Below are 13,421 nucleotides of genomic sequence, written 5' to 3'. Positions count from 1 at the left end.
TGATATAATAAACCTAACAAATCATACGAGGTGACCTATGTCTCAAACCATTTATTTCGGTACCTATACCAAAAAAGAATCCAAAGGAATATACAAGGCACAATTTGACCCTGAAACAGGGACATTGAACCATCTGGAACTAGTGGCAGCTGAGCCCAATCCAACCTATATCGCCTTTTCTGAAAAAGGCAACCTCTATAGCGTCGGAGCTGAAGAGGGAAAAGGAGGAATCGCAAGTTTTACAGCTGATTTTCAGCCGCTCAATCACGTCGTTGAAGAGGGAGCACCACTCTGCTATGTCTCTGTCGATGACAAGCGTCAACTGGTCTATGGAGCCAACTATCACAAAGGCCAAGTTCTCGTATATAAGCTAGAGGCAGATGGGCGTTTGTCCTTTGTCGATCAAGACACCCACCAAGGAAGTGGTCCTCATGCCAATCAAGCAAGTCCACATACCCACTATGCAGACCTTACACCAGATCAGTACCTGATCACGTGTGACCTAGGAACAGATAGTTTGCATGTTTATGATGTCAGTGAGGAAGGAAACCTAACCCTGATCAATCAATATCAAACAGCTCCAGGGGCAGGACCTCGTCACTTGGTCTTTCATCCTCACTATAAGACTGCCTATCTCATCAATGAATTAAATGCTACGATTGATGTCCTCTTTTATGACGGTATGGGTGAATTCGAACACTTCCAAACCGTCTCTACCCTTCCGTCTGACTACGATGGTCAAAAATGGGCTTCTGCGATCAAGCTCTCAGCTGATGGAAAATTCCTCTATGCATCTAACCGTGCTCACAATTCCATCGCTGTCTTCAAAGTTGTAGCTGATGGTAGCCTAGAACTCATTGAAATTGTTCCAACTCAAGGCCTCAATCCACGAGATTTCACGCTTAGTCCTGATCAAAACTATTTGATCGCAGCCCATCAAGATTCACCTAATGCTACCGTCTTCAAGCGAGATCCTGCTAGCGGAAAATTAACCCTTCTATCCGACGACTTCTATGTTCCAGAGGCCGTTTGTACGGTTTTTCATTAAGTCGTTTTAGTTGTCAAACCTCTAAAAAAATGATTGAATAGATGTGAAAAAGGTGCGAGCCTGACTTCACAACTTATATTTTAGGAGATCCTAACATGAATCCATTGGACTTATTTAACCAAGTTAAAGAAATGATCGAAAAGAAGGATTTCGACGCTGCAAAAAAATTTGTTGATGACAACAAAGACAACCTCGGTGACTATCTTGAACAAGCCAAAGGGCTTGTATCTGGAAATGAAATGGTCAGCGGTGCCTTGGACAAAATCAAAGGCTTGTTCTAATAAGACGATGAGAGTGGGACAGAAATCGGTTATTCGTTAGAATTCGATTTCGTCGTCCCACCTCCGCACAGTTGAGTAGGGCTGTAAAAGCTGATGAAATCAGCGTAGTAGAGCCCACTCAACCACTGCGTCTTGCTCGACAATCCAAAAACAATTGAGAGGCTAGGACTTTCGTCCCAGACTCATTTTTGTTTACCCCAATCACAAAAAAAGACCCCTGAGAAAATGATATGTACCCTCTTTCTTTCTGCCATTTATTCCCCTTTCATTCGTTCTTTCTGTATATAGCCGATTTATACATTTCTAACTCGGCTTTCAGTTGCTTGTTTTCTTTTGTAAGCTCACGTTCTCGGTTTAGCGTGACACGGTTAATAAAATTAGATTCTTTTATCCAAGATGTTCTAAGTGATCCATCGTTCGAAGTTTGTTGTGTAGACCCTGAACTTTATGCTATCCCTAAAAACGAAATTATTGCTGAATGCATAAGCGCTGGCTACACAGTTGAAGAACGTGAAGATGGTATCTTGAATATTTCATGATTTGCTAGACTGATCACTTGAGATTCAAGTCTACAGATTCGTGTTAGTGAGTCTATCGAGTTTTCGATAGGCTTTTTTCTTTTTCCACTATACGGATATCGTTTTGGTCTCATTCTTTCACCTCCTCATTATTTAATTCCCTATCGTTATTTGGTATAATAAAATAAAAACGAATGGGGTTAGTCGTTATGTCTAATAAAACTTGCTTTGTTGTTACTGCTATCGGATCACCAGGAGATGCCACCAATAAACACTCTAACAAAGTATTGAGAAACCTAATTCAACCTGTTTGTGAAGAACTTGGTTACAATGTAGTTCGAGTCGATCAAGAAAGTTCATCTGGAAATATCAATGATAGTATTATTAGTCATCTTAAACATGATCATCTTGTAATCGCAGATATGACTGGGCACAATCCAAATGCTTTTTATGAGCTAGGATTTAGAGAGGCTCTTAATCTACCTATGATTCCGATTATTCATCACGGAGAAAGTTTGCCTTTTGATGTTTCTAGTAATAGAACAATTATGTATTCACTAGAGGTAGAGGACATTGACGTGGCCAAACATAAACTTCATGAGATGATCGAAAGTTTTGATGGTTTTATCATGCCTGACACAAAAGAACAACAGCAAACAACATTAAATGATTTGGACAATAAGCTCGACAATATTCTTGCAAATTCATCGAGTAAAACAATTAACAATAAATTAGATAAAATACTAGAATTGTTAGAGAAAAACACTAACAAAAATTTTCCAATCTCATCAGAGATTAATGGAATTGATAGCAATAGTATCCGAACATTTTTAGAACGTTCTCGAGAAATAACTCCTATCATTGCTCCTGATCTGAAGCATCCATCACACCCTGAAGATAGTAAATAAGCATCTTCTGTTCAGTTTGTAATTGAATCAATTCTTCTGTTTTACTACGTACAACATTAACACTATTTAGCAGTTCATGAAATGCTTTTATTTCTTGTTCGTTCAGCATGAAGCTACCTCCTTTTAAATTTTTGATTCAAGCGCTCGTAGTTCAATTTCGTGAGCAACGTTGGCCATCAATTTCATGCACTTGCTTTTTGCTTCGCTATAAGTTTCAGATCGATCAATAAGCCACTCTGAAATTTCGATAACTTTATCTTCGGAGTTAGCATTTGAACTTATAACACCAGTGCTGAGATTTACAGATGATTTTCCGTCTACGGAAATAAAGATTCCTTTTTTTAAAGTGCTTCTATTCGATTCTGGTAACATTGGTTAGTGCTATGATCGCCGCTATGACTGTGGCTCTTGGTTGCGTCAACCAAGGGTCTTTTTTCTTTTGCTTTCGTCTTAGCATACTGTCCTTCCTTTCTTTTGTTTTGGGTTAATTCCTTAACCTTGATTATATTATACTTCACGAAACGTGAACTATCAATAGTTTTTTTGTCGAAATAATTAAAAAACTTTTCAAATCGTGAAGTATTTGTTATAATCTACCTATAAAATGTACAAAAAAGGTGATGAATATGACCGATCAAGAATTAGCCATTTACATTGGATTAAAAATAAAAGAATTTCGTGACCAAAGAGGTTTGACGCAGAAAGAGCTAGCGGACCTAATTGAAATGGGAAATACAACGATTGCTAATTATGAAAAAGGGTTTAGGACTCCAAAGAAGAACACCTTATTTAAAATAGCGAACGCTCTTAATGTCACTATAGATGATCTATTTCCTATTTTAAAACAATCAGACAATTCTATTATCGAAAGTATCGAAGAAATACTATCTGAACTCGACCCAGAACCATACCAGCATAACGTACTGACTTACGCAGAAGGACAGCTGGAAGAGCAGAAAGAGGCTAAGAAAAAGCTTGCTGAAGTCCATGAAATATTCGTAGAGTATATAGACTACAACTACTACGACCAGCCTGTATCTGCTGGTACAGGGCAATATCTAAATGAAGTACAAATCGAAACAATCCAATTACCTGTGAAGGTGGACGCTGATTTTGTCTGCCCGATTTATGGAGATTCGATGGAACCAGATTACAAATCTGGGGATTATGTGTTTGTTAAATTATCGGTAGACCTTCCAAGTGGTATGGTGGGAGTGTTTGACTACGAGGGAGAAGCCTATATCAAGCAGCTCATTATAGAGGAAAACAAGGCCTATCTAAGAAGTTTCAACAAAAAATACAAAGATATACCAATTGATTCAAACAGTGATTTTAGGATCATCGGCAAAGTTGTAGATGTGTACAGGGAAGAAAAATAAAAACCATCGCTAATGAAACGATGGTGATCGATGAATATAAGGCTTTAATTAATTAAAAGGGGAATTATTATGGGATTTTTTGATAATGTTAAACCAGAAGTTAGCTTTTCTAATACTTTTGGAACAAGTGGTTCTACTACTTTTGAAACAAGTGGATTGAACTATGTTGTTCTTCAAGTAACTCTAAAAGAGAAGTTTTTTGGTACTGGATCTGGTAACCTAACAGAACTTGAAAATGTGATTAACAAACAAGCTGCCAAAGGATACCGACTCCATACAATTAGTACAGCTAACGGAGGAAGCAAGGGTCTAGGTGGAGGAGATCGTATCCAGGCTACGATGGTATTTGAGAAGATTATTTAGTTATATTTTTTCAATATTACCTTCACAAAAATCTCAACAACCTGGGGCGAAGATATGATTCAGGAAGAGTTTAAGAATATTGTAGGAGCGTGAAGATGAAACATTATATAGAAATCCCTAAACTTTTAAACTTTGAGTTTAAAAACATGTCTAATTTTTATAGCCGTTTCTCTCAAATTAATGAAGTTCTTGCAAAAGACGATATTGTCCGTCTAGATTTTAAAAACACGAACTTTGTTAGCGGAGAAATGACAGTCTTATTATCAATGGTAGTTGAAAACCTACATGCCAGAAATTACCGTGTAGAAACTAATCATACAGTATTACCTGAAAGAACACAAAATCTTTTAGCGCGAAATGGTTTTTTTAAAAGATATAAATTAGCACCTGGATTATCAGACAATAAGAAAACTGTTATTCAATTATCTAAGATTCCCTGTGATGATGAAGATGCTGTTGATGAGTATATTGAAAATAAATTTCTTGCGAAAATTATTTCTGAAATTGAGCCAATTTTCAGAAATGAAATCTCAATTTTTATTTTCGAACTTGTACACAATATTTTAGAGCATTCTGGAGCTCAACATGTAATAATGTGTGGACAACACTATCCAAATATTAACAAGATACGTTTTGCTATCGCAGACACCGGGATTGGATTACCAAATTATATTCTAAGCAAAAAAGACTTATCTAGTGAAAGAGAAGCTATTGAATGGGCTTTTACAAGAGGGAATACAACGAAAGAATTAGAATCTGATTCTGATGCAGACAGTGGTGTAGGTTTGGCTTATATACAAGAAAAAATATCAAAAAAAGCATCTATGAAGTTATTTTCTAATCATTCGTATTTTCATATCAAACAAGATGGGAGTTTATCTTATAGAAATTTGGAATACAGTGTACTCGGAACACTAATTATTTTTGATTTCGACATCGAACAATGTAATAAAATGTTATAATTAAAGAAATGAAATGGAGGAATAATATGGAAACAGTAAATGTAAAAGAAGTCATTGGAAGTAAGCTAGCAACTAGTAGTGATAAAGGTTTGCTTCTCTATAAAATTTTGGAAGAAAAAGTAACTAATAAAGAACCAGTGACGGTTGATTTTTCTGATATAAAAACTGTTATCCCATCATTTACAAATAAAGCATTTGGTAAACTTTTTGATGTGATTAATTTAACAGAATACGAAGAATTAATAAACTATAATGAAAATATAAATAAACTTTTTATGGATTGTATTGAATATTCGATAGAAAACAGTACAACAAAAAGAGAACAATACAAAGCAGAAATTGATAAAATGTACAAAGAAATTGAGGAACAAAATGCTGAGTCCTAATTTTATTAAAGCTACTATCAACAAACTTAACTTAAGGATGCCAACTAGAGATGTTCTGGTGGATACAAATGTACTTTTAGATTTGTTTAGTGGTGAAAACAAATATAGATACGATAAATTCTGGGAACACTCTTTAGAAAATAATATCACTTTATATGTAACAACATTAACTATTTCCGAATATATTAATCGAAAATGCCGGACTGCATATGAAGTTTATCGGGATAATTTGTGTGATCGTGAAGAAAAAGGAGAAAGTATTGATGATGTAGAGTTTGAATACAAACGAGGATTTCAAAAAACATCTGAGTATACTAATGTTCTTGATGATAGTTTAAAACAAGTTAGGATTATATTGAACGATGTTCAATTGATAGACATAGAACATGATGAACTAAAAGATATAGAGCCAAGCAATTACAATCTCAAAGATTTCAATGATGCAATTTTTTATCATTTGGCAACAAAAAATTCTTTTGGCATTGTAACTCATGACAGGGATTTTCTTGAATCACCGTCACCTTTAATCGTTTATACAAATTTAAATTAATAAAAAAATCCTCACCTGCCTGCAAGCAAAGATGTGAGGATGTACTGTGTATAGAAAGAATGGCATTAAAAAGCCCTCTTTTCTGTACCCATTTTAACAAAATAAAGGGGAAAAATCAATGTGGGTTGAAGAACTTCCCAACGGAAAATACAAATTTTTTGAGAGATACAAAGACCCTTATACCGAGAAATGGAAAAGGGTTTCTGTCACGCTTGAGTCTAGATCAGCAAGGGCTAAAAAAGAAGCCCAAAAATTGCTGGACGATAAAATAAGTGAAATATTACGAAATCTTACAATTAGTGATGTGCTATTCCACCCGATATTTAATGAGTGGTGGGATCTGCATATTCTAGAAATGAAAAAAAGCTCGTACATCACACAGAAAGCTACAATCACGCGCATTCTTGATAAGGTTGAAAAAGGTACCAAAATTAAAAATATGAACGTGCGACTTATTCAATCAATCATCGATACCGAAGATTGGACTTACACCCAAAAATATCGTGTAAAATCCATGCTTAATGTATTCTTTGACTACGCTCAAGAACGCGACTACATAGATAGTAACCCTGCGAGAAAAGCAAAACTGCCTCCAAAAGAAAACAGGATCCAGAAGAAGCTGAAAGCTCAAAATAAATATCTGGAGCCATGGGAATACAAGGCGATTTTGAAAGAGTTGTACAGGAAAGATATCACGTTAAGATACGCCCTTGCTTGCGAATTTATGCTTTTAAATGGCTGTCGGATTGGAGAACTGGCAGCCTTAAAAATAGATTGTTTTAACGAAAAAGAAAAAACTCTGGATATTAGGACAACATACAATCGATACATACCAGACGATAATGGGCCTAAGACATTCGCGAGCTTTCGGACTGTGCATTTAACAAAGAGAGAAATCGAGATCATACACAAAATGCTGGAGCTTCGAGAATTGAGTGAAGCAACGGATCCCAAATGGTATAAGAGCGATCGCATATTTGTCACAAACACAGGTAAGCCAATACACAGCTCAATACTCTGTGCGTCACTTAAACGGGCCAATTCTCGGCTCGAGAAACCGATTGAAAAAGATATTGGATGTCACTACTTCCGACATACCATGATAAGTATACTGGCAGAAAATAAGGTACCGCTCAAGACAATCATGGATAGAGTCGGACACGCTGACTCTGAGGTGACTGAGTCAATATACATGCACGTCACGAGGCACATGAAAGATGAAGCAATAGAAATATTAGACAATGCTATAAGCGGGATTATTTAAAAAGTTTTGCCCCTTTTATGCCCCCTGAACAAAGAAAAAGCCCTTCGGATAAAATCCGAGGGGCTTAAAACGTTGTTAAATCAACGATTATTTTTTCAAGTTGTAGAATGATTTCAATCCACGGTATTCAGCTACTTCACCAAGTTGATCTTCGATGCGAAGCAATTGGTTGTATTTAGCGATACGGTCTGTACGTGAAAGTGAACCAGTCTTGATTTGTCCTGCGTTTGTTGCAACTGCGATGTCAGCGATTGTTGAATCTTCAGTTTCACCTGAACGGTGTGATACAACGGCAGTGTAACCAGCTTCTTTCGCCATTTCGATAGCGTCGAATGTTTCAGTAAGAGTACCGATTTGGTTAACTTTGATAAGGATTGAGTTAGCAGCACCTTCTTCGATACCACGTGAAAGGTAATCAGTGTTTGTTACGAAGAAGTCGTCACCAACCAATTGAACTTTACCACCAAGACGTTCAGTAAGAGCTTTCCAACCTTCCCAGTCGTTTTCATCCATACCATCTTCGATAGTGATGATAGGGTATTTGTCAACCAATCCTTCAAGGTAAGCGATTTGTTCTTCAGCAGTACGAACAGCAGCGCCTTCACCTTCAAATTTAGTGTAATCGTAAACTTTGCGTTCTTTATCGTAGAATTCTGATGATGCACAGTCAAATCCGATAAATACGTCTTTACCTGGAACATAACCAGCAGCTTCGATAGCAGCGATGATAGTTTCTACACCATCTTCAGTTCCGTCGAAACGAGGAGCGAATCCACCTTCGTCACCAACGGCAGTTTCAAGACCACGACCTTTAAGGATTTTCTTAAGTGCGTGGAAGATTTCAGCACCCCAACGAAGAGCTTCTTTGAATGTAGGTGCACCAGCAGGTACGATCATGAATTCTTGGAAAGCGATTGGAGCATCTGAGTGAGATCCACCATTGATGATGTTCATCATTGGAGTTGGAAGAACTTTAGTGTTGAATCCACCAAGGTAGCTGTAAAGTGGGATTTCAAGGTAGTCAGCAGCAGCACGAGCTACAGCGATAGACACACCAAGGATTGCGTTTGCTCCCAATTTACCTTTGTTAGGAGTACCGTCAAGAGCGATCATAGCACGGTCGATAGCTTGTTGATCACGTACATCATAGCCGATGATTGCTTCAGCAATAATGTTGTTTACGTTGTCAACAGCTTTTTGAGTACCAAGACCACCGTAACGAGATTTGTCACCGTCACGAAGTTCAACTGCTTCGTGTTCACCAGTAGAAGCTCCTGATGGAACCATACCACGTCCATGAGCACCTGATTCAGTATATACTTCTACTTCAAGTGTTGGGTTACCGCGTGAGTCTAGGACTTCGCGAGCGTAAACATCAGTAATAATTGACATTTCTTACTCTCCTTATTGAGTTATATTTTTTACTCCTCTATCATATCGTAATTAGGCTATTTTTTCAAGAAAAAACAAGGAAATCTACGAAAATTGAGAAGTTTTTAACAAGAAAACGGTTCCACTGCCTTATTTTCTTCCATTTCCCTTCCTTATTTAATTTTTTAGCATTCTTCTACTCTTCTGCTGCGCTTTATGCTATACTAAGCTTATGACAGATATTAATAAAACGATTTTAGAAAAAGCTGCTGGTCCTACTCGATTCAATCCGGATGAGCAGCGTCGATTTTTGGAGACGTATGAGGAACGGGTGATTGCTTCATGCACCTTGGAGGAGGCAAGGGACAAGATGTACCTGGAGCAGTATTCGACAATCCTCACTGATATTTCAGAGCGCTTTCAACCTATTTTGGTCAAGATCTCTCCAGCTTTAGATGAAAGCAGCCAGCTACAATATTTGAAAAAAACCAAGGACCTTGGCTTGGTAGCGAGCATCGTTTCGGATGACTGTCGCCATTCCCCCTTTGGTCTCATCATCCATACTGACCACCCATCTGGAATTTCTCCAACAGATATGAGTCTCCAGTATCCAAATTTGTTTGAAAAGAAAGAAGAGACTGCCAGTCCAGAAAAGAAATCATTTTGGAAACGTCTCTTTAGCTAAAGAAAAACCAATGGAAGGGAACATCTCCTTTCCATTGGTTTTTTAGTTTGCTTTTATTTTCAAAAGGTTCCCAATATTTCGAGCGCAGGAAATTAAATTTCTTTCAGCGTGAGCGAGTGCATCTGCTACCTCACAAGGACCATTTACGATAGAGAAGGCAGCATCAATGTGATGACTAGGAAAAGCAGGCAAATCCTCCGCTAAGCTACCACAAATAGCAAGCACTGGGATCTTCTCTGGTGTTCGTTTGGCTACCCCGACAGGAGCCTTCCCAGAAAGAGATTGGAGATCCATCCTACCTTCCCCAACGACGACCAGATCAGCTTTTTGTACTTTGTGATCAAAGTCAATCAAATCGAGGCTTTTTTCAATTCCTGAGGAAATCTGACCTCCCGCAAAAACAACCAAGCCAGCAGCCATGCCACCTCCAGCTCCGGCGCCAGGCATGGACAATATTCGTGCATCAGCAAGCTGGTAAAAATCCTGCATAGCCTGATCAACAGCTGGAAACAGAAGGGGATTCAATCCCTTTTGCCCACCAAAGATATAGGTCGCTCCTTGACTGCCACAGAGAGGATTGGTTACATCCGTTAAGACTTGGAGCTCGATGTCTTCTAAAGCTTTTGGAACCGCACTGGTATCTATTCTAGCCACACGACCGAGCGAAGCTCCTACAGGACGAAGCAGATGGCCTTGATCATCATAGAAGGCTACCCCTAATCCAGCTGCCATCCCAATCCCAGCATCATTCGTTGCAGAACCGCCAATTCCCACACAGATCGTTTTAACCCCTTGGTCAACCAATTGCAAAATAAGTTCACCAATTCCTCGTGTTTCCAGTTCAAGAGGATTTCGTTTTTCAGCTGGAATCGACCCTAAACCGACAAGAGACGCCATCTCAAAAAAGGCCATCTCATCTTTTTGGTAGTAAGACATTGAAACAGGCTGTCCAAATGGTCCGGTTACTTGCGTTTGGTACTCCGTTACATCCAGAACTCCAGCTAGGGTTTCCATGGTGCCTTCGCCACCATCCCCTATAGGAAGGAGGTCAAAAGTTGCATCTGGTAGAGCCTCTTGAAATCCTTTTTTCAAGGCTTCTGCTACTTGTTTGGCAGATAAGGATTCTTTAAATGAATCCGGTGCTAGTAGGATATGCATGCTGTTTCCTTTCTATGCTGGTCTAGAATTTCAAGAACAAAGCTTAAATCCCTCTTCTCGATACGATATGGGGCTCGCTCAGCGACGATTGGCTTGGCCATAAAGGCAATCCCGATACCGGCTGTTTCAATCATCGGAAGATCATTGGCACCATCACCCATCGCAATCGTCTGACTTTGTGGGACATGATTTTCTTTCGCCCAGGTCAGGAGAGATTCTTTTTTCCTTTCAGGAGTTATAATTTCACCAAGGACTTTCCCTGTTAAATGGCCATCAGAAACTTGCAAACGGTTGGCTCGGACTAGATCAATTCCTAAAGACCTCGCGATGGGGTCGATGACTTCATGAAATCCTCCGGAAACAAGGCCAACCTTGTAACCTCTTTGATGCAGTTCCGTGATTAAGCTTTCAGCACCCGGTGTGACTTCAATCTGCTCCAAAATTTTCGGAAAGATAGAGGTCTCTAATCCCTTCAATAAAGCAACACGCGCCTCTAAAGATGCTGCAAAATCCAGCTCCCCATTCATTGCTTGGGCTGTAATCTCAGCCACTTTTTCTCCCACGCCAGCTTCTTGAGCTAGTAGATCAATCCCTTCCTGTCGGATCAAGGTTCCATCTACATCCATAACGAGAAGACCTGTTACTTCTTTCATCGCTTTCCTTTCTTATTTCTCCCTTACTATACAAAAATAGGGTTTAAATTTCAAGTTTCAATTATGATTTGAAGATAAAAAAATGACCTCCTAAAAGGTCATTTTTCTGTTATTAAAAGCGAATTTGCTCGCGGGTTTTTTCATAGGAAGTAACAAAGCGATCAGTTACACCAGCTTCTACCATTTCCAAAGCATCTGAGATGACTTTGAAGGAAGCCGCATAGTCATATTCTCTTTCGAAAATATAAAGGGACTCATCAAAGGCTGCCTGTACATGATCATCAAATGAACGGTAACGGTTCGAGTATTGCAACAACTGCTCGGTTAAAGTAGCATTTTGTACAATTCGATAAGTCGCTTCTTCCAATTCATTCATATCATTTGTCAAAATATCTAACAAACGATTGGTTGATTCGATGTTGATTTTATCCCCTTCCAACTCATCCATCAAAGCCTCTGTATTGTTGCTTGCTGTGAAGAATAATTCCAAGAATTCTTGAGGGATTCCTGGCAAGTTTCGCTTGTCCATATAGCGTTTAATGGCATGCAAACGGTTGGCATAGATGTTAACTTTTTGGCGAGCATTGGCATCGTCTTTTTCAACTTTTGAAAGGGAATCACTCAAGCCGATTTGCTCATCTTCGATTTCTTTCAAGCGAGCCTCGATGGCTTCTAATTCTTCCTCTACGATAGAATAGGCCTTTTGTGTTTCAGATGAATCTTTCAAGGCATCTTCTACCACATTTTCTTGTGAAGACAGCTCAGCTTCCAACTCTTTTAACTGTTGGCTGAAAGCTTCATTCAAGACGAATGTTTTACCAAGGCGTTCCACTTCTGCTGCAAGGTTGCTATTGTTATCTTTTGCGTGTTTCAAATAGCCCGGCAGTTGTTTCACTAACTTCTTCACAACTTTTTGTGATTCAATTTCACGAGTAAAGATGTGATACAATGCATCGATTTCTTCTTGAATTTGTTCATTTTCGTAAATGGCATTGTCCAATTCAAGGGCAGATACATTTGCCATATTGTTCTTCAAGGAAGCATGCAACTGTTGGAAACGAGATTCAATATCTGTTTCAGTGAAGTGGTATCCAGATTCCAAAAGCTTGCGGTAGCCACTTTCCAAATCCTCTAATTGATCAGGAAGTTTTGCTTGAAGAGCAGTGACAATTTCTGGCACACGCTCAACAATTTGTTTTAAGGCTACAATATGATTTTCAGCTGTATCAAGGATTTCAGCCGCTTCAACAGGATCACCTGAAGAATTCAAGGTTACAAATTGTGAAAACTCAGATTGAATATTTCCAATTTGTTTTTCAATTTCAGGAAGCGCACTGCCATAACGATCTGGGTCTGAAGTGACTTCTTTTTGAAGTTCTTCAAACATATCCAAGGCGTGAACCACACGACCGCTATTCTTTTGTTCCTGCTCTTCCAGATCAGAAAGGGCTTTGCGAATCGCCTTGATATCTTCGTCGATCAATTGGATCTGACTTTCGATATTATCAATGGCTTGTTTAGCTTTCATGAAACGGAAAGAATTGTTATAGCCTTCCGCTTCAAACAGATTGTTTTCAATATCAGCAAATGAATTTAAGGATAAATCTACCCATTTTTGATTCCATTCACGAAATGCAATTTGACTTTGACCAATCAAATGCATGTTTTTTACGGCCTCTACTTCATCGTTGACCGGAAGGTTGTATAACTTTTCTTTTCGTTCTTCCAGTGCTGCCAGTAAGGCTTCATTTCGTTTTCTCAAAATGACTGCAACCACATATCCTACAATCAAGATAAGGGCGACAATAAAGATGAGAACAATTAGTCCACTAGACATATAAAAACTCCTTCATCGTATTACTTGAACGTAATCCTAGTAATTATACCATAAAATA

At 38.5% G+C, this 13,421-nt stretch carries 14 protein-coding genes; 10 read left to right on the top strand and 4 right to left on the bottom strand.

The window, feature by feature from the left end; genetic code table 11:
* The first annotated feature begins 37 nt into the window (after window positions 1-37).
* The 9 genes from HMPREF2893_RS03505 to HMPREF2893_RS03460 all read left to right on the top strand — a co-directional run bounded on the left by HMPREF2893_RS03505 (window position 38) and on the right by HMPREF2893_RS03460 (window position 7,659).
* Window positions 38-1,048, top strand: a complete 1,011-nt coding sequence (locus HMPREF2893_RS03505) for a lactonase family protein (protein WP_070674356.1) — start codon at window positions 38-40, stop codon at window positions 1,046-1,048.
* A gap of 95 nt (window positions 1,049-1,143) precedes the next feature.
* Window positions 1,144-1,329, top strand: a complete 186-nt coding sequence (locus HMPREF2893_RS03500; protein WP_003002861.1) for a hypothetical protein — start codon at window positions 1,144-1,146, stop codon at window positions 1,327-1,329.
* 727 nt (window positions 1,330-2,056) lie between these two features.
* Complete coding sequence (locus HMPREF2893_RS03495) at window positions 2,057-2,755, top strand: hypothetical protein (RefSeq protein WP_070674353.1); 699 nt, start codon at window positions 2,057-2,059, stop codon at window positions 2,753-2,755.
* A gap of 626 nt (window positions 2,756-3,381) precedes the next feature.
* The gene (locus HMPREF2893_RS03485) at window positions 3,382-4,134 is read left to right on the top strand and encodes a helix-turn-helix domain-containing protein (protein ID WP_070674347.1); all 753 of its coding nucleotides are present in this window, start codon (window positions 3,382-3,384) and stop codon (window positions 4,132-4,134) included.
* A gap of 69 nt (window positions 4,135-4,203) precedes the next feature.
* A complete protein-coding gene (locus tag HMPREF2893_RS03480) occupies window positions 4,204-4,497 on the top strand; it encodes a DUF4177 domain-containing protein (RefSeq protein ID WP_070674344.1) in 294 nt (97 codons plus the stop codon).
* Between the two features lie 95 nt (window positions 4,498-4,592).
* Window positions 4,593-5,459 carry an ATP-binding protein gene (locus tag HMPREF2893_RS03475; protein ID WP_070674341.1) on the top strand — a complete coding sequence of 289 codons (867 nt, stop codon included), beginning with the start codon at window positions 4,593-4,595 and terminating at the stop codon, window positions 5,457-5,459.
* Window positions 5,460-5,485: 26 nt separating this feature from the next.
* A complete protein-coding gene (locus HMPREF2893_RS03470; RefSeq protein WP_070674339.1) occupies window positions 5,486-5,845 on the top strand; it encodes an STAS-like domain-containing protein in 360 nt (119 codons plus the stop codon).
* The gene (locus HMPREF2893_RS03465) at window positions 5,832-6,395 is read left to right on the top strand and encodes a type II toxin-antitoxin system VapC family toxin (RefSeq protein WP_070674336.1); all 564 of its coding nucleotides are present in this window, start codon (window positions 5,832-5,834) and stop codon (window positions 6,393-6,395) included. The genes HMPREF2893_RS03470 and HMPREF2893_RS03465 overlap by 14 nt, the downstream gene beginning before the upstream one ends.
* A gap of 118 nt (window positions 6,396-6,513) precedes the next feature.
* A complete protein-coding gene (locus HMPREF2893_RS03460) occupies window positions 6,514-7,659 on the top strand; it encodes a tyrosine-type recombinase/integrase (protein WP_070674333.1) in 1,146 nt (381 codons plus the stop codon).
* A gap of 87 nt (window positions 7,660-7,746) precedes the next feature.
* On the opposite strand, the gene eno is transcribed toward HMPREF2893_RS03460, so the two are convergent.
* On the bottom strand, window positions 7,747-9,051 hold the full coding sequence (gene eno / locus HMPREF2893_RS03455; RefSeq protein WP_049483377.1) for a surface-displayed alpha-enolase: 1,305 nt from the start codon (window positions 9,049-9,051) through the stop codon (window positions 7,747-7,749).
* A 211-nt stretch (window positions 9,052-9,262) separates the two neighbouring features.
* Here eno and HMPREF2893_RS03450 point away from each other — a divergent pair, with 211 nt between their 5' ends.
* On the top strand, window positions 9,263-9,715 hold the full coding sequence (locus HMPREF2893_RS03450; RefSeq protein WP_024055076.1) for a DUF1694 domain-containing protein: 453 nt from the start codon (window positions 9,263-9,265) through the stop codon (window positions 9,713-9,715).
* A gap of 42 nt (window positions 9,716-9,757) precedes the next feature.
* Here the strand turns inward: HMPREF2893_RS03450 and HMPREF2893_RS03445 are convergent, their stop codons facing one another.
* From HMPREF2893_RS03445 to ezrA, 3 genes are all read right to left on the bottom strand, one after another.
* Window positions 9,758-10,873 (bottom strand): glycerate kinase, encoded by a 1,116-nt coding sequence (locus tag HMPREF2893_RS03445; RefSeq protein WP_070674330.1) that lies wholly within the window; start codon window positions 10,871-10,873, stop codon window positions 9,758-9,760.
* Window positions 10,858-11,526, bottom strand: coding sequence for a phosphoserine phosphatase SerB (gene serB / locus HMPREF2893_RS03440; protein ID WP_070674327.1), 669 nt, complete (start codon window positions 11,524-11,526; stop codon window positions 10,858-10,860). The genes HMPREF2893_RS03445 and serB overlap by 16 nt, the downstream gene beginning before the upstream one ends.
* A gap of 112 nt (window positions 11,527-11,638) precedes the next feature.
* On the bottom strand, window positions 11,639-13,363 hold the full coding sequence (ezrA, locus tag HMPREF2893_RS03435; protein ID WP_049483374.1) for a septation ring formation regulator EzrA: 1,725 nt from the start codon (window positions 13,361-13,363) through the stop codon (window positions 11,639-11,641).
* Between the last annotated feature and the right edge of the window lie 58 nt (window positions 13,364-13,421).

Source organism: Streptococcus sp. HMSC072C09, assembly GCF_001813105.1.
In the GTDB taxonomy this organism is placed as follows: Bacteria; Bacillota; Bacilli; order Lactobacillales; family Streptococcaceae; genus Streptococcus.
The sequence above is the reverse complement of the archived record's forward strand: the minus strand, read 5'-3'. Positions and strand labels throughout refer to the sequence as shown.

What these genes read in the sequence shown, in the direction of transcription:
- HMPREF2893_RS03505 (WP_070674356.1), top strand. Translation starts at nt 38, where the DNA reads ATGTCTCAAACCATTTATTTCGGTACCTATACCAAAAAAGAATCCAAA.
- HMPREF2893_RS03500 (WP_003002861.1), top strand. Translation starts at nt 1,144, where the DNA reads ATGAATCCATTGGACTTATTTAACCAAGTTAAAGAAATGATCGAAAAG.
- HMPREF2893_RS03495 (WP_070674353.1), top strand. Translation starts at nt 2,057, where the DNA reads ATGTCTAATAAAACTTGCTTTGTTGTTACTGCTATCGGATCACCAGGA.
- HMPREF2893_RS03485 (WP_070674347.1), top strand. Translation starts at nt 3,382, where the DNA reads ATGACCGATCAAGAATTAGCCATTTACATTGGATTAAAAATAAAAGAA.
- HMPREF2893_RS03480 (WP_070674344.1), top strand. Translation starts at nt 4,204, where the DNA reads ATGGGATTTTTTGATAATGTTAAACCAGAAGTTAGCTTTTCTAATACT.
- HMPREF2893_RS03475 (WP_070674341.1), top strand. Translation starts at nt 4,593, where the DNA reads ATGAAACATTATATAGAAATCCCTAAACTTTTAAACTTTGAGTTTAAA.
- HMPREF2893_RS03470 (WP_070674339.1), top strand. Translation starts at nt 5,486, where the DNA reads ATGGAAACAGTAAATGTAAAAGAAGTCATTGGAAGTAAGCTAGCAACT.
- HMPREF2893_RS03465 (WP_070674336.1), top strand. Translation starts at nt 5,832, where the DNA reads ATGCTGAGTCCTAATTTTATTAAAGCTACTATCAACAAACTTAACTTA.
- HMPREF2893_RS03460 (WP_070674333.1), top strand. Translation starts at nt 6,514, where the DNA reads ATGTGGGTTGAAGAACTTCCCAACGGAAAATACAAATTTTTTGAGAGA.
- eno (WP_049483377.1), bottom strand. Translation starts at nt 9,051, where the DNA reads ATGTCAATTATTACTGATGTTTACGCTCGCGAAGTCCTAGACTCACGC.
- HMPREF2893_RS03450 (WP_024055076.1), top strand. Translation starts at nt 9,263, where the DNA reads ATGACAGATATTAATAAAACGATTTTAGAAAAAGCTGCTGGTCCTACT.
- HMPREF2893_RS03445 (WP_070674330.1), bottom strand. Translation starts at nt 10,873, where the DNA reads ATGCATATCCTACTAGCACCGGATTCATTTAAAGAATCCTTATCTGCC.
- serB (WP_070674327.1), bottom strand. Translation starts at nt 11,526, where the DNA reads ATGAAAGAAGTAACAGGTCTTCTCGTTATGGATGTAGATGGAACCTTG.
- ezrA (WP_049483374.1), bottom strand. Translation starts at nt 13,363, where the DNA reads ATGTCTAGTGGACTAATTGTTCTCATCTTTATTGTCGCCCTTATCTTG.